Source organism: Stenotrophomonas maltophilia group sp. vghtpe118, assembly GCF_052605195.1.
Window position 1 is genome coordinate 1216637 of the sequence record NZ_CP199672.1, and the last position, 21692, is coordinate 1238328.

General features: G+C 66.6%; 24 protein-coding genes. 10 read left to right on the plus strand and 14 right to left on the minus strand.

The window, feature by feature from the left end; all coding sequences use genetic code 11:
* Positions 1-46 precede the first annotated feature (46 nt).
* Positions 47-1483 carry a dihydrolipoyl dehydrogenase gene (lpdA, locus tag ACUDTM_RS05710; RefSeq protein ID WP_005417523.1) on the plus strand — a complete coding sequence of 479 codons (1437 nt, stop codon included), beginning with the start codon at positions 47-49 and terminating at the stop codon, positions 1481-1483.
* A 143-nt stretch (positions 1484-1626) separates the two neighbouring features.
* Here the strand turns inward: lpdA and ACUDTM_RS05715 are convergent, their stop codons facing one another.
* From ACUDTM_RS05715 to ACUDTM_RS05755, 9 genes are all read right to left on the minus strand, one after another.
* Positions 1627-1884: a hypothetical protein gene (locus ACUDTM_RS05715; protein ID WP_072168350.1), complete on the minus strand. Its 258-nt coding sequence runs from the start codon at positions 1882-1884 to the stop codon at positions 1627-1629.
* Positions 1881-2093: a hypothetical protein gene (locus ACUDTM_RS05720; protein WP_005417525.1), complete on the minus strand. Its 213-nt coding sequence runs from the start codon at positions 2091-2093 to the stop codon at positions 1881-1883. The genes ACUDTM_RS05715 and ACUDTM_RS05720 overlap by 4 nt, the downstream gene beginning before the upstream one ends.
* 253 nt (positions 2094-2346) lie before the next feature.
* Positions 2347-3777: a replicative DNA helicase gene (locus ACUDTM_RS05725; RefSeq protein ID WP_049410515.1), complete on the minus strand. Its 1431-nt coding sequence runs from the start codon at positions 3775-3777 to the stop codon at positions 2347-2349.
* Positions 3778-4024: 247 nt separating this feature from the next.
* The gene (locus ACUDTM_RS05730; protein WP_049410520.1) at positions 4025-4585 is read right to left on the minus strand and encodes an NADPH-dependent FMN reductase; all 561 of its coding nucleotides are present in this window, start codon (positions 4583-4585) and stop codon (positions 4025-4027) included.
* Positions 4586-4651: 66 nt separating this feature from the next.
* Positions 4652-6595: an asparagine synthase (glutamine-hydrolyzing) gene (gene asnB / locus ACUDTM_RS05735; RefSeq protein WP_061477980.1), complete on the minus strand. Its 1944-nt coding sequence runs from the start codon at positions 6593-6595 to the stop codon at positions 4652-4654.
* 3 nt (positions 6596-6598) lie between these two features.
* Positions 6599-8878 (minus strand): transketolase C-terminal domain-containing protein, encoded by a 2280-nt coding sequence (locus ACUDTM_RS05740; protein WP_353080286.1) that lies wholly within the window; start codon positions 8876-8878, stop codon positions 6599-6601.
* 61 nt (positions 8879-8939) lie between these two features.
* Positions 8940-9596 carry a glutathione S-transferase family protein gene (locus tag ACUDTM_RS05745; protein WP_032954328.1) on the minus strand — a complete coding sequence of 219 codons (657 nt, stop codon included), beginning with the start codon at positions 9594-9596 and terminating at the stop codon, positions 8940-8942.
* Between the two features lie 155 nt (positions 9597-9751).
* Positions 9752-10300 carry a GNAT family N-acetyltransferase gene (locus ACUDTM_RS05750; protein WP_072168352.1) on the minus strand — a complete coding sequence of 183 codons (549 nt, stop codon included), beginning with the start codon at positions 10298-10300 and terminating at the stop codon, positions 9752-9754.
* Positions 10301-10426: 126 nt separating this feature from the next.
* Positions 10427-11269, minus strand: coding sequence for a glycine zipper 2TM domain-containing protein (locus ACUDTM_RS05755; protein ID WP_061478099.1), 843 nt, complete (start codon positions 11267-11269; stop codon positions 10427-10429).
* Between the two features lie 163 nt (positions 11270-11432).
* On the opposite strand from ACUDTM_RS05755, the gene ACUDTM_RS05760 reads away from it, so the two are divergent.
* Positions 11433-11648, plus strand: a complete 216-nt coding sequence (locus ACUDTM_RS05760; protein WP_188240815.1) for a DUF6116 family protein — start codon at positions 11433-11435, stop codon at positions 11646-11648.
* On the plus strand, positions 11645-12418 hold the full coding sequence (locus ACUDTM_RS05765; protein WP_072168353.1) for a TatD family hydrolase: 774 nt from the start codon (positions 11645-11647) through the stop codon (positions 12416-12418). The genes ACUDTM_RS05760 and ACUDTM_RS05765 overlap by 4 nt, the downstream gene beginning before the upstream one ends.
* Positions 12419-12494: 76 nt before the next feature.
* On the opposite strand, the gene ACUDTM_RS05770 is transcribed toward ACUDTM_RS05765, so the two are convergent.
* Complete coding sequence (locus ACUDTM_RS05770) at positions 12495-13322, minus strand: tRNA threonylcarbamoyladenosine dehydratase (protein ID WP_188240814.1); 828 nt, start codon at positions 13320-13322, stop codon at positions 12495-12497.
* Between the two features lie 79 nt (positions 13323-13401).
* On the opposite strand from ACUDTM_RS05770, the gene ACUDTM_RS05775 reads away from it, so the two are divergent.
* On the plus strand, positions 13402-13836 hold the full coding sequence (locus ACUDTM_RS05775; RefSeq protein WP_061477985.1) for a cytochrome c: 435 nt from the start codon (positions 13402-13404) through the stop codon (positions 13834-13836).
* Between the two features lie 136 nt (positions 13837-13972).
* Complete coding sequence (locus ACUDTM_RS05780) at positions 13973-14467, plus strand: glycine zipper 2TM domain-containing protein (RefSeq protein WP_005417545.1); 495 nt, start codon at positions 13973-13975, stop codon at positions 14465-14467.
* A gap of 73 nt (positions 14468-14540) precedes the next feature.
* Here the strand turns inward: ACUDTM_RS05780 and ACUDTM_RS05785 are convergent, their stop codons facing one another.
* On the minus strand, positions 14541-14750 hold the full coding sequence (locus ACUDTM_RS05785; protein ID WP_005417546.1) for a cold-shock protein: 210 nt from the start codon (positions 14748-14750) through the stop codon (positions 14541-14543).
* A 235-nt stretch (positions 14751-14985) separates the two neighbouring features.
* Here ACUDTM_RS05785 and ACUDTM_RS05790 point away from each other — a divergent pair, with 235 nt between their 5' ends.
* From ACUDTM_RS05790 to arsC, 3 genes are all read left to right on the plus strand, one after another.
* Positions 14986-15471 (plus strand): DUF456 domain-containing protein, encoded by a 486-nt coding sequence (locus ACUDTM_RS05790; protein WP_032958895.1) that lies wholly within the window; start codon positions 14986-14988, stop codon positions 15469-15471.
* A gap of 118 nt (positions 15472-15589) precedes the next feature.
* Complete coding sequence (locus ACUDTM_RS05795) at positions 15590-16744, plus strand: phospholipase A (protein ID WP_088496680.1); 1155 nt, start codon at positions 15590-15592, stop codon at positions 16742-16744.
* Positions 16744-17085, plus strand: coding sequence for an arsenate reductase (glutaredoxin) (gene arsC / locus ACUDTM_RS05800; protein WP_061477988.1), 342 nt, complete (start codon positions 16744-16746; stop codon positions 17083-17085). Before ACUDTM_RS05795 ends, arsC begins: the two co-directional genes overlap by 1 nt.
* Before the next feature lie 73 nt (positions 17086-17158).
* Here the strand turns inward: arsC and ACUDTM_RS05805 are convergent, their stop codons facing one another.
* The 3 genes from ACUDTM_RS05805 to ACUDTM_RS05815 all read right to left on the minus strand — a co-directional run bounded on the left by ACUDTM_RS05805 (position 17159) and on the right by ACUDTM_RS05815 (position 19831).
* Positions 17159-17794, minus strand: coding sequence for a glutathione S-transferase family protein (locus ACUDTM_RS05805; protein WP_005417555.1), 636 nt, complete (start codon positions 17792-17794; stop codon positions 17159-17161).
* 58 nt (positions 17795-17852) lie between these two features.
* Positions 17853-18191 carry a hypothetical protein gene (locus tag ACUDTM_RS05810; RefSeq protein WP_353080285.1) on the minus strand — a complete coding sequence of 113 codons (339 nt, stop codon included), beginning with the start codon at positions 18189-18191 and terminating at the stop codon, positions 17853-17855.
* A gap of 122 nt (positions 18192-18313) precedes the next feature.
* Positions 18314-19831 (minus strand): fumarate hydratase, encoded by a 1518-nt coding sequence (locus tag ACUDTM_RS05815; protein ID WP_005417564.1) that lies wholly within the window; start codon positions 19829-19831, stop codon positions 18314-18316.
* A gap of 146 nt (positions 19832-19977) precedes the next feature.
* Here ACUDTM_RS05815 and ACUDTM_RS05820 point away from each other — a divergent pair, with 146 nt between their 5' ends.
* Both ACUDTM_RS05820 and ACUDTM_RS05825 read left to right on the plus strand, forming a co-directional pair.
* Complete coding sequence (locus ACUDTM_RS05820) at positions 19978-20874, plus strand: RNA polymerase sigma-70 factor (RefSeq protein WP_088496679.1); 897 nt, start codon at positions 19978-19980, stop codon at positions 20872-20874.
* A 35-nt stretch (positions 20875-20909) separates the two neighbouring features.
* Complete coding sequence (locus ACUDTM_RS05825; RefSeq protein WP_151355321.1) at positions 20910-21359, plus strand: carboxymuconolactone decarboxylase family protein; 450 nt, start codon at positions 20910-20912, stop codon at positions 21357-21359.
* The last annotated feature ends 333 nt before the right edge of the window (positions 21360-21692 follow it).

Below are 21692 nucleotides of genomic sequence, written 5' to 3' on the forward strand. Positions count from 1 at the left end.
CGCGCCTGCGCGGAGGGGTTCTGGTAATGCATCAAGGAATAATTCAATGGCTGAACAATTCGACGTCGTCGTCATCGGTGCCGGCCCGGCCGGTTACCACGCTGCCATCCGCGCGGCCCAGCTGGGCCTGAAGACCGCCTGCATCGACGCAGCCCTGGGCAAGGACGGCAAGCCGGCCCTCGGCGGCACCTGCCTGCGCGTGGGCTGCATCCCGTCCAAGGCGCTGCTGGATTCCTCGCGCCAGTTCTGGAACATGGGCCACATCTTTGGCGACCACGGCATCAGCTTCAAGGATGCCAAGATCGACGTCGAGGCGATGATTGGCCGCAAGGACAAGATCGTCAAGCAGTTCACCGGCGGCATCGGCATGCTGTTCAAGGCCAACAAGGTCGCCGCCTACTACGGCTTCGGCCAGCTGCAGCCGGGCAACGTGGTCAAGGTGAAGCAGCACGACGGTTCGGAAGTCGAGCTGAAGGGCACCAACGTCATCATCGCGGCCGGTTCGGATTCGATCGAACTGCCGTTCGCCAAGTTCGACGGCGAGACCATCGTCGACAACGTCGGCGGCCTGGACTTCACCGAAGTGCCGAACCGCCTGGCGGTGATCGGTGCCGGCGTGATCGGCCTGGAACTGGGCAGCGTGTGGAAGCGCCTGGGCGCTGAAGTCACCATCCTTGAGGCCATGCCGGAGTTCCTGGCGGCTGCCGACGCCGAAGTGGCCAAGGCCGCTGCCAAGGAATTCAAGAAGCAGGGCCTGGACATCAAGCTCAATGCCAAGGTTTCCAAGACCGAGATCACCGGCAAGGGCAAGAAGAAGGAAGTCATCGTCACCTACACCGACGCGGAAGGCGAAAAGACCCTGACCGTGGACAAGCTGCTGGTGGCCGTCGGCCGTCGCGCCGCCACCAAGGGCCTGCTGGCCGAAGGCACCGGCGTCAAGGTCAACGAGCGCGGCCAGATCGAAGTCGACGCGCACTGCCACACCGGCGTCAACGGCGTGTGGGCGGTCGGCGACTGCGTGCGCGGCCCGATGCTGGCGCACAAGGGCTTCGAGGAAGGCATCGCGGTGGCTGAGCTGATCGCCGGCCTGCCGGGCCACGTCAACTTCGACACCATCCCGTGGGTCATCTACACCGAGCCGGAACTGGCGTGGGTCGGCAAGACCGAAGCCCAGCTGAAGGCCGAAGGCATTCCGTACAAGGCCGGCAGCTTCCCGTTCGCCGCCAACGGCCGTGCCGTGGCGATGATCGAGCCGGCCGGCTTCGTGAAGATCCTGGCCCATGCCGAAACCGATCGCATCCTCGGCATGCACCTGGTTGGCGCCAACGTCTCCGAACTGGTGCACGAAGGCGTGCTGACCATGGAGTTCAGCGGCTCGGCCGATGACCTGGCCCGCATCTGCCACGCCCACCCGTCGCTGTCGGAAGTGATCCACGACGCCGCGATGGCGGTCAGCAAGCGCGCCATCCACAAAGCGAACTGATCGTCCGGTAGTGCCGGCCGCTGGCCAGCATCACCCGGATATGAAAAACCCCGCCTCGGCGGGGTTTTTTGTTGCCCGTTTCCCTGTAGCGCCGAGCCCACGCTCGGCTGCCCTGCAGAGGCCGCCGAGCATTGGGTTCAGCGTTACACCTTTCCAGCCGGCTTCTTCGGTGGATCCTCACAGACCCGATGCTGCACCACCGTCTCGCCGACCTTCCATTCCTTGGTGACCCGGCAGCGCTCCCTGGCCTCGGGCCTCGTCGAAGCCTTCGCCCCCGCAGCATTCGCTTCGTCGGCACCGGCTGCCTGCTGGCGCTCCAGCCACGCCGAAGGCGGTGCTGGAGGAGCGGCCAGTACCGGGCCGGCCGCCAGGGCCAGACCGACCAGCGCCACTGCCCTCATGCGGGCACCGCCCGGCCACCGAGCATGCGCGCCGGCAGCATGAACAGCGCGCGCAGGAAGGCGAACAGCGCCGAGAAGGTGATGCCGACCAGTCGGAACGGCAGGCTCAGCAGCCACACGAACGGCCAGGCGATCAGGGCGAGGATCGCCAGCGGCCAGCACAGTACGAACAGCAGGCACCACACACCGAGCGCGAACAGGGTCTTCATCACGGTCTCCTTGGGGCGGCACCCTGCCGCCTGCGGACACCTTGGCGCCCTGCCCTGGCGCCGGCAAACGGTTTGCGACGAAACCGGGCTGGCGGCGATGAAACCGATCCAGCGCAGTGCAACGCCACGCCCACGCCCACGCCCGGCTGCGCTTCGTGGCGACCGCATGGAACCCGCGCTGACAGCGGCTCCTGCCGTTGCCTTGGCTCTGCAGCGCCCGGTGGTGGTTGCCGGCCAGCGACCGGCATGACCGTTACTCGAACGAACCGACCGAATCGTGGGCCAGGTTGTCGAAGCGGGTGTACTCACCGAAGAACTTCAGCTTGCACGAGCCAGTCGGGCCACCACGGTGCTTGCCGATGATGATTTCGGCCAGGCCCTTGTCCGGCGAGTTTTCCTTGTTGTAGTAGTCGTCGCGGTAGATGAACACGATCATGTCCGCGTCCTGCTCGATTGCGCCCGATTCACGAAGGTCGGCCATCACCGGGCGCTTGTCGGTACGCGTTTCCAGCGAGCGGTTGAGCTGCGACAGCGCGATCACCGGCACGTTCAGTTCCTTGGCCAGTCCCTTCAGCGAACGCGAGATTTCCGAGATTTCGGTCGCGCGGTTCTCGCTGTTGCCCGGCACGCTCATCAGCTGCAGGTAGTCGATCACCACCAGGCCCAGGTCATGCTCGCGCTTGAGGCGGCGGCACTTGGAACGCAGCACTTCAGGCGACACGCCCGGCGTGTCGTCGATGAAGATCTTGGTCTCCTTCAGCATCTTGATCGCGCTGGTGACGCGGCTCCAGTCCTCGTCTTCCAGCTGGCCGGTACGCAGGCGCTGCGCGTTGATGCGTCCATTGGAGGAAATCAGGCGCATCGCCAGCTGCGATGCCGACATTTCCATCGAGAACACCGCCACGCCCTTCTTCGACTTGATCGCCGCGTACTCAGCGATGTTCAGCGCGAAGGTGGTCTTGCCCATTGCCGGGCGCGCCGCGAGGATGATCAGGTCGGTCGGCTGCAGGCCGGCGGTCATCGCATCGAACTCGTTGTAACCGGTCGGCAGGCCGGTGATGTTGCCGCCGTTCTCGAAGCGGTTGCGCAGCTCCTCGAAGGCATCCTTCAGTGCACCGGGCATGGCCACGAAATCGGTACGGCCACGCGCACCCTGTTCGGCGATTGCAAACACGCTCTTTTCCGCCGAGGCCAGCAGCTCGCTGCTGTCACGCCCCTCCGGCTGGAAACCGTCGTTGACGATGTCGGTGCCGACCTGGATCAGCTGCCGCAGCACTGCCTTGTCGCGCACGATCTCGGCGTAGGCCACGATGTTGGCAGCTGACGGCGTGGTACTGGCCAGTTCGATCAGGTAGGCGCCGTCCCCCACCAGTTCCATCTTGCCCTGCGATTCAAACCACTCGCCCAGCGTTACCGCATCAAACGGCCGTTCGCGCTCGGACAGCTCGCGGATCGCACGATAGATCATCTGGTGATCGCGACGATAGAAGTCGCTTTCGGTCAGCTGGTCGTTGACACGGTCATACGCCTCGGGCGCCAGCATCAGGCCACCCAGCACCGCCTGCTCGGCTTCCACCGAATGGGGCGGTACCCGCAACTGGTCGATGCGCGACTCGTCGCGATCGCGATCGAAGCCATCACCGCGCTCTCTGCGGTTGGAACGGAAGCCGGGACGAGCGGACATGCTGCGGTGTTTCCTGCAAAAGTGGGCCAGACGAGTGTAGGCATGTGCCGACCCCGGCAGCCATGGACAAACCTGTGGATAAGCCGTGGGAAAACGGGGGATATCCGCCGGTACCTGGCCAGACTGGCGTGAGAGCGTCGCACTGCCTGCGACGGACGCCGTTGCGGCGCCCGAGCGGGACATTATCGCAGATCAACGCCCCGGGGTCGGATCCCCTTCGACGCAGGGGACTCTGACCCCGCAGGCGTCAATCGCCCTTGACGTGCACTGCGATCAACGCCAGGAACCGGTCCACGTAGCCCTGCAGGAACTTCTGCGTGCCTTCGTTGTGGATCGTGCCGTCGGCATCGATCAGGCCGTCCTTGAAGTGGATGAATGCCTCGGGCTGGCCCAGCACATGCATGTCCAGGAAGGCCAGGCTGTTGCGCAGGTGCTGCTGGGCCACGGCGGTACCGATCTGGCCGATGGAGGCGCCGATCACCGCCGCCGGCTTGCCGGCAAACGCACTGTCACCGTACGGGCGCGATCCGATATCGATGGCGTTCTTGAGCACGCCAGGCACCGACCGGTTGTACTCGGGTGTCACGAACAGCACCGCGTCGGCGGCGCGCACCTGGTCCTTCAGCCGGGTGCCCTGCGGCGGATAATCGGCGTCGAAATCCTGGTCGTACAACGGCAGATCGCCGATCTGCACGTACTGGAAGCGCGCGCGATCACCGGCGAGCTTCTCCAGCGCATGGGCCAGCTTGCGGTTGCAGGAATCCTTGCGCAGGCTGCCAACGAACACGGCGATGGTGGGGACGGACATCGGGACATACTCCTCACGGTGCGGGAGGCCCAGCCTAGTCGCCAGGCCCGTGCCATCCAGTGAAGATCAGCCGCCGGTCACGCCGGTCCGCGCCTGCCGCCAATGCGCCTGCCAAGCCTGGAACATCAGCACGTTCCACAGGTGGGTATGCCACTTGCGCTGCCCCCCCAGGAACTGCTGCCACAGCGGCTGCACCGCCGCCGCCGACAGCACGCCCTCACGCTCCAGCCGCGCCGGCTGCAGCAGGTCCTCGGCCCAGGGCCGCAGGTCGCCCTTCAACCAGTCACTGACCGGTGCGCCAAAACCGCGCTTGGGACGGTGCACCATTGAATGCGGCACGTAACGGCCCAGCACGCGCTTGAGCAGCACCTTGCTGGTCGTCTCACTGCGCTTGAAGCCCAGCGGCAGCGACCAGGCGAACTCGGCCACGCGCCAGTCCAGCAATGGCGCGCGTGCCTCCAGGCTGACCGCCATCGAGGTCCGGTCGACCTTGCATAACAGGTCGTCCGGCAGGTAGGTCACGAAATCGGCCAGCATCATCGCGTCGGCCGGTGTGCCCGCGCCATGCAGCGGATCGGCCAGGTCGTAGAAGCTGCCGGCGGCCTGCGCGCCGGGCACCGCCGCGGCCGGGTCGCGCCAGCGCGAGATGCGGTTGCGGTAGACGTCGCCGATGCCACGTGCGCCGGTCTCGGCCAGCAGCGCGGCCAGGCCACCGGTCCGCGAGGCCTCGCCCTGCTGCTGCGAGCGTGCGCCCATCCAGCGCCGCAGCGGCCCCGGCACGCGTCCGAGCATCTGCCAGTTGCGCAGCGCGCGTACATACCGGGTGTAGCCGAAGAACAGCTCGTCGCCACCGTCGCCGGACAGCGCGACGGTCACGCCCTGCCGCGCCAGCCGTGCGACCAGCGCGGTCGGCACCTGCGACGCATCGGCAAAAGGTTCATCGAACATCGCCGGCAACTGCGGCACCACCGCCAGCGCGTCGGCGCCACTGACGTACAACTCGGTGTGATCACAGCCGAGGTGAGCCGCCAGCTCCCTGGCCAGCGGTGCTTCGTCATGTCCCGAGTCGGTGAAGCCGATACTGAAACTATGCACCGGCTGTCCGCTCTGCGCCTGCATCAGCGCCGCCACCAGCGATGAGTCCGTGCCGCCGGACAGGAATACGCCGACCGGCACATCGGCCACCATGCGCAGCGCCACCGCATCACGCAGCAGCGTGTCCAGCTGTTCCTCGGCCTCCTCGATGCGGCCCTGGAACGGGGCGGCCAACGCCGCCTGCATGCGTGCGCGCGCATCCCAGTACGGGCGCTGCGCCTGCTCCGGGCGGTGTGCCGCGGCGCCTGCGGCCACAGCCGCTGCATCCAGCCGCAGCACCCGGCCCGGCATCAGCTTGTAGCAGCGCTGGTGGATGCTGTGCGGCGCCGGGATGTAATCCAGCCGCAGCAGCAAGGTGAGCGCATCGCGGTCGATGTCGTTGTCGAACGCCGGGTGTTGCCAGAGCGCCTTCAGTTCCGAACCGAACACCAGCGTGTCGCCGGCCCAGCCGTAGTACAGCGGCTTCTTGCCGACGCGGTCGCGGGCCAGCCACAGGCAACGATCCTGGCGGTCCCACAGCGCGATGGCGAACATGCCGTTGCAGCGCTGCAGGGTATCTTCCACGCCCCACTGCAGGATCGCCGCCAGCAGTACTTCGGTGTCGGAATGGCCGCGGAAGGTGTGCCCCAGCGGCTCCAGCTGTTCACGCAGGGCCGCGAAATTGTAGACCTCGCCGTTGTAGGCCATCACGTAGCGGCCGTCCGCCGAGGCCATCGGCTGGTGGCCCAGCGGGGACAGGTCAAGGATGCTCAGGCGCCGATGCGCCAGCGCGATGCCCGCCTCGGCATCGACCCAGCTGCCGCCATCATCCGGCCCGCGATGGTGCAGCGCCTGGCCCATGGCCAGCGCCTGCGCCTGCAGCGCCTCGGCCGACGCCAGCGGCGCCGGCAACAACATTCCCGCCAATCCACACATGCATCAGGGTTCCTGCGCCAGGTCGAGGGCGGCGCCAATCACCGCATTGTCGCTTGGAAGCCCGAACATTGCTGCCCCTGCCAGTGGCGTGTAGGTGTCGGCGCCACAGACGCGGCGCAGCGGCAGGTGACCAAAGCCGGCCTCGACCAGCGCCGTGACCACGCCCTCACCCACTCCGCCGCTGTGGCGGCCTTCGTCCAGCACCAGCACCCGCCGCGCGCTCGCGGCCTGGGCCGCGATGAAGCCGGCGTCCAACGGTACCAGCCAGCGCAGGTCGACCACCCGCACCTGCCAGCCCAGCTGCTGCTCGATCGCCCGCGCCGCGCGCAACGCCATCGGCACGCCATTGCCATAGGTGTAGATCACCAGGTCTCCGGCCTCCGGTGCATAGACCCGGCCCTCGCCCGGCACCAGCGCCCGGCCCTGTGCCGGGTAGTCGAACAGCCACTGGCCATCCCCCGCTTCGTGCAGGTCCTTGCTCATGTACAGCGCGATCGGCTCCAGGAACACCGCCACGCGCCCATCCACCCGCGCCAATGCGGCCAGCGTGCGCAGCATCATCACCGCATCGTCGCCGCGCGAGGGGCAGCCGACCACCAGCCCGGGGATGTCGCGCAACGCGGTGATCGAGTTGTCGTTGTGGAAGTGCCCGCCGAAACCCTTCTGATAGCCCAGCCCGGCCACCCGCACCAGCATCGGGTTGCGGTACTGGTCGTTGGAGAAGAACTGCAGCGAACAGGCTTCACCACGCAGCTGGTCGATGGCGTTGTGCAGGTAGGCCAGGTACTGGATCTCCGGAATCGGCAGCATGCCCAGGTTGGCCAGGCCCTGCGCCATGCCCAGGATCATGGTTTCATCCAGCAGCGTGTTGAACACCCGGCGTGGGCCGAAGCGGCGCAGCAGATCCTTGGTGACGGTGTACACACCGCCCTTCTGAGCCACGTCCTCGCCGAACAGCAGGCTCTGCGGATACTTCGCAAGCAGTTCCTGCAGGCCGTGGTTGATCTGGATCGCAAGATGCCGTGGCGCCTGTCGTTCCGGCAAGGCCTCGGCACCGCCATAGAGTGCCTCGCGCGCTCCGTCGGCGACCTCGCGCCGGGCTTCGGCCTGCACCGCCGCGGGCGTATAGGGTGCCAATGGCGCCATGACCTCCTGCAGCGACTGCAGCTTCGCACGGCCTTCGGCATCGGCAGCGGCGGCCATGCAGCGCGCGCGCATCGTCTCGTAGGCCACTTCGATGGCGGCTGCATCCATCCAGCCCGATTCCAGCGCGATCTGCGCCGAGCGCAACAGCGGATCCTGCGCCTCGGCCGCGCACAATTCCGGCAATGCACGCCATTCCACCTCGAAGTCGGTGCCGGCGTGGCCCATCAGGCGCGTGGTGTGCAGATGCAGGAAGGTCGGTCGCCGCGTCCGCCGGCAGTGGTCCGCTGCGGCCTGCACCTGGGCGTGCCCGGTGGCCAGGTCGAGGCCATCGGCAAAGAAGTAGTCCAGCCCTGGCTGGTGGCTGAAGCGCTCGGCAATCCAGCCGTCCGGCGTCTTCACCGAGATGCCCAGCCCGTTGTCCTCGCAGACGAACAGGATTGGCGCCGGCAGTTTCTGGTAGGCCGCCCACATCGCGGTGTTGAATGCGGTCTGCGCAGTGGCATGGTTGGCCGAGGCGTCGCCGAACGAGCACAGCACGATGCTGTCGGCCGGAATGGGAAGCGCATGGCCCAGCCGCTTGCCACTCTCGATGGCCAGCGCGGTGCCCAGCGCTTTCGGCAGGTGCGAAGCGATCGTCGAGGTCTGCGGCAATACCCACAATGGCTTGCTGCCCCACACCTTGTGCCGGCCGCCACTGGCCGGGTCATCGGCGCTGGCCGCGAATGAAAGCGCCGCATCGCGCAACGGGTCGATGCCCGGCACCTGGCGCGAGCGCTCGACCATGAAGGCGCCGGAGCGATAGTGCAGGAATGCGGGGTCGGTATGTCGGCAGGCCCGCGCCAGCAGCGCGTTGCCTTCATGGCCGGACGACCCGATGGTATAGAAGACCTTGTTCTGCACGCGCAATACGCGCGCCATCAGGTCCAGCTGGCGGCTGGCCAGCTGGGAATCGAACAGCTCACCGAAGGCCGCAGCGCTGAGCGTGCTGCCCGGCAGGATCGGCGCGTCCGGCGCAGGACGTGCGCGCGGTGCGCCTCGCCAGCCACGCACCGCGTCGAGGAAATTGGCGTCGCACACTTCGGCGCGGTTGAGCACGCGCATGCGCGCAGGAATCGGATCTGGAACCACAGCAAACATCGAACACCCTCCGTGTCGTTGTTGCATTCCACCCGGCAACGCCGGGCGCTACCCTGTGGGATCAGGCAGCCTCGAAGCGCGCGCGCACCTCGGCGGTCACCGCTGGCATCGCCACGAAGCGCGGCTGCGCGCGCACGCGCTGCAGCCAGGCGCGCACTTCCGGGAAGGGCGCCAGGCTGATGCCGCCCTCGCCTGCCACGTCGGTATAGGCGAACAGCGCAATGTCGGCGATACCGTATGCGCTGCCGGTGAACCACTGCGCTTCGCGCAGGTGCTGCTCCATCACTGCCAGCGCGGTGGCGGCACGCTCGTGCAGGCGTGGCAGTTCAGCACGGCGCGGTGAATCGGGCGGTGTCCAGCCGCGGATGAAGCGCGCTACCGCCACGCATGGCTCGTGCGTGTACTGCTCGAAGAACATCCAGCTCAATGCCTGCGCGCGTTCCCAACCGTCGGTAGGCAGGTAGGGCGTCCCTTCGGCCAACCAGAACAGGATCGCATTGGATTCAGTCAACACGCGGCCATCGTCGCGGACGATCAACGGCACCTTGGCGTTGGGATTGAGCGCGAGGAACTCGGCGGTGTGGGTCTGGCCATGGGCACTGTCCACTTCCACCCAGCGGTAGCGGCTGCCGAGCTGCTCCAGCAGCAGGCGGACCTTGTGGCAATTGCCGGACACCGACATGCCATGCACCGTCAACGGGACGCGCTCTTCCACCATTGCCTGATTCCTCGGATCCGGCCGGCGGCCAGCTGCACGCAGTCTGGCAAGCCCGCCGGTGAATGCCAAGCGCGGATGCAGCATGCGGACAATCTGTAGAGCCGAGCCCATGCTCGGCTGCTGTGCGCCAAATGCAGCCGAGCATGGGCTCGGCTCTACAACGGCGAACGGCGCTGGCGCCAATGTTCGCGCGACTGGCCCCAGATCTGCATCGGCTTGTCGTTGTACGGCGGTGGCAATTCACCCATGCGCAGCAGCGTGCTGCCGAGCTTGCGCGCGACCGCCCTCGAGTTGTCGTTGTTCTCGGCGATGGTGTGGATCACCTCGTCCCAGCCCAGCGTGTCGAATGCCCAGTCGATGGCAGCAACCGCCGCTTCCGGTGCATAGCCCCGGCCCCAGCTGGCATGCCGAATACCCCAACCGACCTCGGTTCCAGGCCAGTCCTGCGGCTGCCACGGTCCCATCCGGCCGATCCAGTCACCGCTGGATTTCTCGATCACACTGAACATCGAGAAGCCGAACAGCTGCCAGGCGCCGGCCAGGCTGCAGAAGCCGCGCCATGCCACCGAGGGCGGTTGAACACCCCCCAGGGTGCGCATCGTTTCCTCGTCGGCACAGAATGCCAGGTACGGTTCGTAGTCCTCGCGCAGCAGCGGGCGCAGGATCAGCCGCTCGGTTTCCAGGCGCAGGTCGAAGATGCTCATGCCGACTCCTTGTCGAAGGGGGGCATCCATCATGGTCGATTCCCTTTCCCCACGGATGAATGCCCGTGCGCACAACGAAACGGGCCGGCATGAGCCGGCCCGTCGGGTGCAGCAGGGTGTTCTGGATTACTGGCGCGTGGCCGCAGTGGCGCCGGCAGCAGCGGTCTGCGTGACCAGCTGGCCATCGACCACCGGCAGGCGATCGCTGGCCGGCTTGTTGTCCATGCGCACGGTCTTCTCGGCGCCATCATAGCGATAGGTCACGTTGTAGCCCTTCACCACATCATTGGTACCCATGGCGATGCGGCTGCCCGGCTTGCTGGCCATGCGCATGGTGCCGGTGGTGCCGTCTTCGTTGCGATAGGTCACGTTGTAACCGGTGACGCGGCTCGACTCGGACGTTGCGGTTTCGGTGTGGCACTGGCGCTCGGTACGATTGACCACGCGGCCGCCCACATGGCGCTTGTCGATCTGGTTGCCGATGAAGCCACCGGCCACCGCACCGGCTGCGGTCGCGGCCTTCTTGCCGTTGCCGCCACCGACCTGGTTGCCGAGCAGGCCACCCACCACCGCGCCGACCACGGTACCGCCGACGTTGCCATCACGCTCCGGCAGGCGCTCCTGCACCGTCACGTCCTGGCAGACCTCGTGCGGGGTCTGGGTCGTGGAGGTCTCGCGCACCGGATCGGTGCCGATCACGGTGGCATAGGCCTTCTGCTTCTCGGTGATCGGGTCGACCTTCAGCACATCGGCATATTCCAGCCCGCGCGGCGCCGACGGATCGAGCTTGTCACCACGTACGCCATCGTCGGTGGCGTTGCCATCGACCAGGCGCGACTCGCCATTGGGGGTTGCGGCGCTGATGGAGTCGGGCGATTTGTCGCCACTCTTCATGAAGGCGGCGGTGGCGATGCCACCAACCAGCAGCGCGCCCGCTGCGACCAGGACAGTTGTAGTTGTGCTTTTCATGACCTGCTCCTTGCGGACCATCCGCAACGTTCTCGGGACAGATTGCAGCATGCGCTGCCTGAACGGAATCTCCACATTTCCTGCTCATTCCTGTAACCCATTCAGCATCGGGAAATGCAGGGCCCGTGATAGCGTTTGCATATTCCCCACGAGGATCCCCGCCATGGCCAACCCGATGCTGCTGCCAGTACTGCAGTGGGCGCGCCGGCTGCGCTACCCCACCCTGTTCAAGCTCACCGCCGGTCTGTTCGTGCTGACGCTGTTCATCCCGGACCCGATCCCGTTCATCGATGAGCTGGTGCTGGGCTTCGGCACGCTGCTGCTGGCCAACTGGAAGAGCCGCAATGTCACCACGCCACCGCCGCTGGAACAGCGTTGAGCGTGCTGATCGACAGCCACTGTCATCTCGACGCGAGCGCGTTCGACCCTGACCGTGCCGCGGTGATCGAGCGGGCGCAGGCCGTGGGTGTACGCCAACAGGTGGTGCCAGCGGTCACCGCTGCCAGCTGGCCGAAACTGCGCGAGGTCTGCCAGCAGGCGCCCGGGCTGTACCCGGCCTTCGGCCTGCACCCGATGTTCCTGGCCGATCACCAGCCTGGGCACCTGCCACTGCTGCGCCAGTGGATCGAGCGCGAACGCCCTTGCGCGATCGGCGAATGCGGGCTGGACTTCTTCGTCGAAGGACTGGATGCCGAGGCTCAACAGGCATATTTCATCGGCCAATTGGAACTGGCCCGTGAGTTCGAGCTGCCGGTGATCGTGCACGCGCGACGCGCGGTGGATGCGGTGATCGCCGCGATCCGCCGCATCGGCGGCCTGCGCGGCGTGGTGCACAGTTTTTCCGGCAGCCCCCAACAGGCCGCGCAACTGCACAGGCACGGCTTCCTGCTGGGTCTTGGCGGTCCGCTGACCTACGAGCGGGCGCAGCGCCTGCAACGGCTGGTACGCGGGATGCCGCTGGAGCAGCTGCTGCTGGAAACCGACGCGCCCGACCAGCCCGACGCAGGGGTCCGCGGCCAGCGCAACGAACCGGCACGGTTGGCAACCATTGCCAGGCACGTGGCCGCGCTGCGCGGAATGGAGCTGGAGGCCCTGGCACAGGCCACGACAGAGAATGCGCGGCGGCTGTTCGCGCTGCCGGCAACGTAAAGGCGGGGGCCAACCTTGGCCGGCACGCTGTAACGACCGCGACGAACCCGATGCCGGCCAGCGGCCGGCACTACCGTCACGCGTCGGCGTGATCCTCGACCACTTCGGCCTTCACCTTCTTCGGCTCCAGCAGCATCTCCAGCGCCTTGCCCACCGCCGCAAAGGCGAACGCGCCGGTGATGTGGGTCGCCGCGCCCAGACCGGCGCCGCAGTCCAGCTTCAACGCCGCATCGGCACCCAGGTTCGGACGAATGCCGCAGACGCTGCCATCGGCCTGCGGGTACTTCACATTCTCCAACGAATACACCGCCGGCACGCCGAAATAGCGCTTGGCGTTCTTCGGGAAGTTGAACTCGCTGCGCAGCTTCTTGCGGATCAGCGCCAGCATGGCGTCGTGCTCGGTGCGCGAGACATCGCGGATACGTACCAGGGTCGGGTCGGTGCGGCCACCGGCAGCGCCGACGGTCAGCAGCGGCAGCTTGCGGCGACGACACCAGGCGATCGTCTCGACCTTGACCCGGAAGCTGTCGCAGGCGTCGATCACCAGATCGAACCCGCGGTCCAGCAGCTGAGCCATGTTGGACATCGTCAGGAATGCCTGCACGGCGTCGACGTCGATCCCCGGGTTGATCGCACGGCAGCGCTCGGCCATCGCCTCGGCCTTGTTGCGCCCGTAATTGCCTTCCATCGCCGGCAGCTGCCGGTTGGTGTTGGACACGCAGATGTCGTCGGCATCGATCAGGGTCAGATGACCGACCGCCGAACGGGCCAGCGCCTCCACCACCCACGAGCCGACGCCGCCCATGCCGACCACCGCCACGCGACTGCCCTGCAGGCGCTCGAGCGCACCCACGCCATACAGCCGTTCGATGCCGGCGAAGCGTTGTTTGACCTGTTCGTTCATCGGGCTATTTTAACGTGCAGCTGCCAGCGCCCAAAGCACGCCGGCGTTGAACCCACCGTTGCACGCCCGGAGAGGCCGCATGAACGCCAGCCCGCCCCGCCGCCTGTCCCCTGCCCATCGCTACCTGTTCGTACTGTGCCTGGGCCTGCTGATCGGCCTGGTCGCCACGGTAATGGTGGGCCGCGCCCTGCAGGCGCGTCGCGACCCGTTCCCGGACAGCCTGATGCAGGTGATGCAGCGGCAGTCGCAGCTGCTGCAGCAGGCTCAGCAGCAGAACCGCTGCAGCCTGGCCGACAGCGTGCCGCGGCTGCAGGCACTACGCCTGTTGTCCAATGACCTGGACCTGGCGTTCCCCGGGCTGAAGGACAGCACGCAGTTCCAGCAGCACGCCAGCCGACTTCGCGGCAACCTCAACACTGCGCTGGCTGCACCGCCAGGCGACTGCAGGGCCTTGGCCCAGCTCGTGGAAACGCTGCAGGCCGATTGTCGGGCCTGCCACCAGGATTTCCGCTGAGGCGCGTTCATCCTGCAGCCGGGCATCGGGTGCGTGGTTGGCGCGTTGTTCACGTTCAAAGGGAGAGGATTCGTCCACCCTGCTGCATGACGCAGTACCACCCAACATACCCGCCTTCACGGCCAGGAGACGCCCCATGAAGATCCAGCTCATCGCCGCCAGCGCCATCGCTACCCTCGCGCTGGCCGGTTGTGCCACCTCGCCCGGTTACAGTGGCGGTGGTTACAACAACGGCTACAACAACGGCGGCTACGGCAACAACGGCGGCTACAACCAGGGCCGCTGCGCGGACTGTGGCATCGTCACCCGCATCAACACCGTGCCCTCGGGCCGCACCGCGCCCAGCGCGACCGGCGCGATCCTCGGCGGCATCGTTGGCGCCGTGGCCGGCCATGAAATCTCCGACCACACCGGTGGCAGCCGTGGCAACAAGAACATTGCCGCCGCTGCAGGCGCAGTCGGTGGCGCCCTGGCCGGCAACCAGATCCAGAAGAATGTGACCAGCGATACCTACGACATCAGCGTGCGCATGGATGATGGTCGCACCATCGTGGTCAACCAGCGTGACCTGGGTGGCATCCGTGAGAACACCTATGTGCGCGTGGTCAACGGCAAGGTCATCCTGCGCTGACCTGCAGCGGGCCAAAGGCAAAGAAAAAGGCCCGCTTGCGCGGGCCTTTTTTCATGCCGACGGACGGCAAGTGTTACATCGGCTGGACCTTGTCGGCCTGCAGGCCCTTCTGGCCCTGCACGACTTCAAAGCTCACACTCTGGCCTTCCTTGAGGCTCTTGAAGCCCTGGGTCTCGATGGCGCGGAAGTGCACGAACACGTCCTCGCCATTCTGCCGGCTGATGAAGCCGAAGCCCTTCGCATCATTGAACCACTTTACGGTACCGGTCTCGCGATCAGCCATCTCACTAACTCCCTTTGACTCTCTCTTGTTGTTGGAAACGCCTGGTGGGCGGCTGACAAGCAAGGGGGAAGCGAGGTGCATCGATGCAGCGGATCGGGAAGATCTTGCTTCATCAGGCCACGATCCACGGTGACCTTGCCAAGCTCAGCGACTGCAACTTAACCCGGCCAAAACGAAAAAGCAACTGGCAAAATCTTTCACTGTCAACCCCAAAACGGACTCCATACGGGACAGCATGGGACTCTCATTCATCTTGTATCTGCTAGCGGTCATTTTTGTCCTGATAGGCATCGCCGGCATCATCCTGCCGGCCCTCCCGGGCATCCCGCTGGTGTTCATCGGACTGCTGCTGGCCGCCTGGGCCGACGGCTTCGCCCACGTCGGCTGGCCCACCCTGGTCGCGCTCGGGGTACTGACCCTGCTTTCGCTGCTGGTGGACGTGCTGGCCACGGTTGTCGGCGCGCAGCGTGTCGGCGCCAGCCGCAAGGCGCTGTGGGGAACCTTCGTCGGCAGCATCGTCGGCCTGTTCTTCATGCCCATCGGCCTGTTCGCGGGACCGCTGGTCGGTGCCCTGCTCGGCGAGTACTGGCACACCCGCGAACTCGGCCGCTCAACCAAGGTCGGCCTGGCCACCTGGCTCGGCATCCTGCTTGGCCTGGCACTGAAACTGGCGGTTGTGATCGCGATGCTGGGCCTGTTCGCGTTCGCCTGGTTCTTCTGAGCCACCTGGCCTTCACGCCACGCGCACGCTGTGACCGTGCATAAACCATGGGGCTGGCCGCGATCCGGCACAGCCGCCACACTGTGTGATTCCCGAATTCATCGAAGGGCCTGCTGCAATGACCCTCCCCACGCTGTTTCCCCGTCTGGCGCCGCTGGCGCTTGCCCTGGCCAGTGCACCGCTGGCTGCGCAGGAGTTCGCGCCTACCGCCGATGCCTCACCGGCCGCCTGCGCGGCAATTACCACCGACGCGGCCCGGCTGGCCTGCTATGACCGCCTGTTCGGGCATACCCCGGAGGCTACCGCCGCCGCTGATGCTGCCGCCGAAGCGGCTGCGCAGGCCCGCCGCGAAGAACGGCAGACCGCGCGCGTGAGCCAGGGCGAGGAAAAGCTGCGCGAGCGGGTGAGCGACCTGTTCCGCCCGGCGACGCCGGACAGCGCGCTGGCCAACGCCGGCCGCGGTTCGCTGCTGGACAGCCGCTGGGAACTGGCCGAGGACTCCAAGCTGGGGCCGTTCCAACTGCGCGCCTACAAGCCGGTGTACCTGCTGCCCGCCTTCTGGACCAGCGATCGCAACACCATGCCGCACTCGCCGAACCCGGCCAACAGCGTGACCACTCCGCAGGTACTCGACAGTGCCGAGCTGAAGTTCCAGATCAGCTTCAAGACCAAGATCGTCGAGAACCTGTTCGGCGACAACGGCGACATCTGGGCCGGCTACACCCAGAGTTCGCGCTGGCAGGCTTACAACGGCGAGGATTCGCGCCCGTTCCGCGAAACCAATTACGAGCCGGAAGTGATGATGGTGTTCCGCAACGGCTACTCGATCGGTGGCTGGCGCGGGCGCATGACCGGCATCGCGCTGAACCACCAGTCCAATGGCCGCGCCGACCCGCTGTCACGCAGCTGGAACCGGGTCATGCTCAACATCGGCCTGGACCGCGAGAACTGGGCGCTGGTGCTGCGTCCCTGGTACCGCATTCCCGAAAGCCGCAGCGAAGACAACAATCCGGACATCGAGGATTACATGGGTCGCGGCGACGCCACCCTGACCTGGAACCGCAATGGGCATGAGGTCTCGCTGATGGCGCGCCATTCACTGCGCACCGGAAGCCGTTCGCACGGTGCGCTGCAGCTGGACTACGGCTTCCCGATCAGCAACCTGCTGCGTGGCCATGTGCAGGTCTTCGACGGCTACGGCGAAAGCCTGATCGACTACAACCACAAGGCCACCTATGTGGGTGTGGGCGTGTCTCTGCTGGAGTGGTTCTGATGGACGTGACGATCTGGCACAACCCGGCCTGCAGCAACTCGCGCGGCGCACTGAAGCTGATCCGCGATGCGGGCTTCGAGCCGGTGGTGATCGACTACCTGGGCAACCCGCCGGACGCAGCCACGCTGCGCCAGGTACTGGCCGAATCCCGGCTGCACGCACAGGAACTGGTACGCAGCAAGGAGGCGCTGTTCGCCGAACTGGGCCTGGACGGCGCCGACGACGCCACGCTGCTGGCGGCGATGAGCGAACACCCCCGTTTGATCAATCGCCCCGTGGTGCGCACGGCCAAGGGCACGCGGCTGTGCCGCCCACCGGAAACAGTGCTGGAGATCCTGTAACCCGAAAAAGGGGACGGAGGGAATTAAGTCGTTTGTGCACAAACGACTTAATTCCCTCCGTCCCCTTTTTTGGTTACCGCCAGTCGGTGATGCCTTCGCGGCGGTAGACCTCGGCGAACGCCGGGCGCGCCTTCATCGAGGTGGCATGCGCCTTGAGCACCGGCCAGGTGTCACTGGGCCTGGGCATGTTGCGCGACCAGCGCATCAGCATCACCAGCATGTAGTCGACCACGCAGGGCGTGGCGCCCAGCAGGTACGGGCCGTGCGCCTGCAGGTGAGCGGCAACGTGCTGCCAGGCCGCTTCGAGCCGCTGACGCGCCCTCTCGCGGCTGGCCTCGACGTTCGCCTGGCCGGCCATTTCATGCGGATAGAACCAGGCCCGATAGGCCGGCTGCAGCGTATTGGCACACCAGAACATCCAGCGGTAGGCATCGCCACGCTGCGGCGTGCCCGGCACCGGGAGCAGGCCGGCCTCCGGGTGGCGATCGGCCAGGTACAGGGCGATGGCCGCCGCTTCGGTCAGTACCAGGCCATCGATCAACAGTGTCGGCACCACACCGGCCGGATTGAGCGCCAGGTACTGCGCCGACTTGTGCTCGCGCGCGTCGAAATCCAGCAGCACCAGTTCATGCTCGATGCCGAGCTCGATCAGCAGCCAGTGCACGACCAGCGCGGCGGTACTGGTCGAACCATACAGCGTGGTGCTCATGCGGAAGATCCTGTGCGGGTGGATCAGCCGATTATGCGCCCACGCGCGCGATCATTGCTCAGCCGCAGCTGCTCATGCAGGAATCCCGGCGCTCGCCACAGGACATCATCGGCGCGCGCATCGCGCAGTCGTGCGTCTTCAGTTCGCAGGCACGGCGCAGGTCCGGATTGTCCACGTCCTTGCAGCGCTTGTCCGGCGCCGGCACCACCTGCTGCTCGCAGTTGCTCTGGCGGCTGCCGAGGGAGTCATTCTGCGCCATGCAGCTGCGATAGCCGGCCTGGCACTGCACGCGGCATTGCGCCGATGCCGTGAAATCCGCGCCTTCGTACGACGCCGGGGTGCTGCAACCGGCCAGGGCCAGCAGCACGCCTACCACGATGAACCGATGCAGGGCCATGGACACGTCCTGTGCGAGGGTGTTCCGACCGTAGCAGAACAACCGCTACCGGAACATCAATATTTTTGCCCACACAACAACGGCGCCACAGGGGCGCCGTTGTCTGGTCCGGGATGGAGGGCTTACTCCACAACCACCGGAATCTTGCCGATGCGGGCCTGCCATTCGCGCGGGCCGGTCTTGTGCACCGATTCGCCGGTGGAATCCACCGCCACGGTCACGGGCATGTCCTGCACGGTGAACTCGTAGATCGCTTCCATGCCCAGGTCGGCGAAACCAACGACCTTGGCCGCCTTGATCGCCTTGGACACCAGGTAGGCCGAACCACCAACGGCCATCAGGTAGGCCGACTTGTGCTTCCTGATCGCCTCGATGGCGGCCGGGCCGCGCTCGGCCTTGCCGACCATGCCCAGCAGGCCGGTCTGCGCCAGCACCTGCTCGGTGAACTTGTCCATGCGGGTCGCCGTGGTCGGGCCGGCCGGGCCCACCACTTCGTCGCGCACCGGATCGACCGGGCCGACGTAATAGATGAAGCGGCCCTTCAGGTCGACCGGCAGTTCCTCGCCCTTGTTGAGCATGTCGACCATGCGCTTGTGCGCGGCATCGCGGCCGGTCAGCAGCTTGCCGTTGAGCAGCAGGGTCTGGCCCGGCTTCCAGCTGGCCACGTCTTCCGGGGTGATCGTGTCCAGGTCCACCCGGGTGCCCTTGGACGCGTCATAGGTCAGCTTCGGCCAGTCTTCCAGCGACGGCGGGTCCAGCATCACCGGGCCACTGCCATCCAGGGTGAAGTGCGCATGGCGGGTTGCGGCGCAGTTCGGGATCATCGCCACCGGCAGGTTGGCCGCATGGGTCGGATAGTCGTTGATCTTGATGTCCAGCACAGTGGTCAGGCCGCCCAGGCCCTGCGCGCCGATGCCCAGCGCATTGACCTTCTCATACAACTCCAGGCGCAGCTCCTCGATGCGGTTGGAGGCACCACGGGCCTGCAGCTCGGTGATGTCGATCGGTTCCATCAGCGCCTCCTTGGCCAGCAGCATCGCCTTCTCGGCGGTGCCACCGATGCCGATGCCGAGCATGCCCGGCGGGCACCAGCCGGCGCCCATGGTCGGCACGGTCTTCAGCACCCAGTCGACGATGGAGTCGGACGGGTTGAGCATGGCGAACTTGGTCTTCGCTTCCGAACCACCGCCCTTGGCGGCAACGATGACGTCGACCTTGTTGCCCGGCACCACCTTGACGTTGACCACGCCCGGGGTGTTGTCCTTGGTATTGATCCGCTTGCCGGCCGGATCAGCCAGCACCGAGGCGCGCAGCTTGTTGTCCGGATGCATGTAGGCGCGGCGAACGCCCTCATTGGCCATGTCTTCCACGCCCATGGTGGCGTCATCCCAACGCACGTCCATGCCGATTTCCAGGAACACGGTGACGATGCCGGTGTCCTGGCAGATCGGGCGGTGGCCTTCGGCGCACATCCGCGAATTGATCAGGATCTGGGCCATCGCTTCCTTCGCGGCCGGCGACTCCTCGCGCTCGTACGCGGCGGCGAGGTTCTTGATGTAGTCGACCGGGTGGTAGTACGAGATGTACTGCAGCGCGTCGGCGATGGACTGGATGAGGTCTTCCTGCTTGATCGATGTCACGGCTTGCTCGCTTGCTCGAGGCTGGCGGGGGTAATCCGCCCATTTTACCCCCTCCCCCGGCCCCGGGGTGGTCGTGCTGGCCGCTGGCCGGCAAGATTCCCCCGACGCTCTGTCACGCCACGCGCCACTGCGGCGTCCTTGCCCACATGAACGCCGAAACCGTTTTCCAGACCCACCGCCCGCGCCTGATGGCGCTGGCCTATCGCCTGCTCGGCAGCCGCGCCGACGCCGAAGACGTGGTCCAGGACGCCTGGCTGCGCTGGTCCGGCGCCGATCCGGCCAGCGTCCGCGACCCCGAGGCGTGGCTGGTCACCACCACCACCCGGCTCGGCCTGGACCGGCTGCGCGCGGCCAGGCGCGAGCGTGTCCACTATGTCGGCCCGTGGCTGGCTGAACCGCTGGCGGTCACCCTGCAGCCCGACCCGGCACCCGGACCGGCCCAACTGCATGCGCTGGCCAACGACGTCTCGGTCGCCTTCCTGACCCTGCTCGAACAGCTCGGCCCCGAGGAACGCGCCGCGTTCCTGCTGAAGGAGGCCTTCGACCACGACTACCGTAAGATCGCCGAGCTGATCGGCCACAGCGAAGCCAACTGCCGGCAGCTGGTGCATCGCGCCCGGCAGCGGTTGCAGGCCGGGCGGCCGCGCTTCAACGCCGACGCCAGCCAGCACCGGCAGCTGCTGGCGCGCTTCATGGATGCCTCGCAGCGCGGCGACAGCGAGGCGATCCAGGCCCTGCTGCACGCCAACGCGCAACTGGTCTCCGACGGTGGCGGCGTGGTTACCGCCGCGATCCGCCCGCTGCTGGGCGCCGAGCGCATCGGTCGCCTGTTCTGGGCCATCGCCCGCCGCGGCGCGGTGCATCCGGCGCAGCTGGGCTACGTCAACGGCGAACCGGCGATCCTGCGCTTCCAGGGCGACCGCCTGCACTCGGTCACCACCATCGAAGTGGTCGATGGCCGCATCGCCAACGTGTACAGCGTGCTGAATCCAGAAAAATTGCCGAAGGTTGTCACGCACCGCAACGCTGCGGCGTCCTTGTGATGAAGGCGGCCATCGTGGCCGCCGTGGAGCCCACGATGTCCGATCACACCTCCCCCCGCGTCCCCTACACCCGCCTGGCCGCCGAGGCCTTCAAGGGCCTGCTGGCCACCAGCCAGGCGGTGCATGACAGCTCGATTGATCCGACCCTGATGGAACTGGTGTTCCTGCGCGTGTCGCAGCTCAACGGCTGCGGCTACTGCATGGACATGCACGGCACGGCGCTGCGCAAGGGCGGCATCGAGCCGCGCAAGCTGGACACCCTGCCCGCCTGGCACGAAAGCCGCTTCTTCGATGCGCGCGAACGTGCGGCGCTGGGCTGGGCCGAGGCGCTGACCCGGCTGACCGACGGTGCGCCGTCGCAGGCGACGTTCGATGCATTGGCGCCGCACTTCGATGAGAAGGGCATCAGTGACCTGAGCATGGGCATTGCGGTGATCAATGCCTGGAACCGGCTGGGTGCGGGGCTGCTGCCGCCGCTGCCGTAACGGGGGGCTGGCCGGGCTGCCGCCCGGCACCCGCAGAGGCAACAACCAGAGCAACATCAAAAGCCGGCGCTACTGTGGGTTGGCGGGGTGGATCAGGTCGCAGGGGACGCTGCAAGTACGTCCATGTAAGCTCGGTCGCCGCATCCATGCGGCTCACGCCCCTGCGACCTGACCCACCCCGCCTTCGATAGTTCACTGGAGCTGCTGGTAGGTGTCGACCGTGGTCGACACGGTCGATCCACGCCGTGCATGGATACGGGAGGGTCAGATCCCTTTGTGTGGCAAAGGGATCTGACCCCGGTGCCGGCCACACGGCTGCACTGACCCCATCTG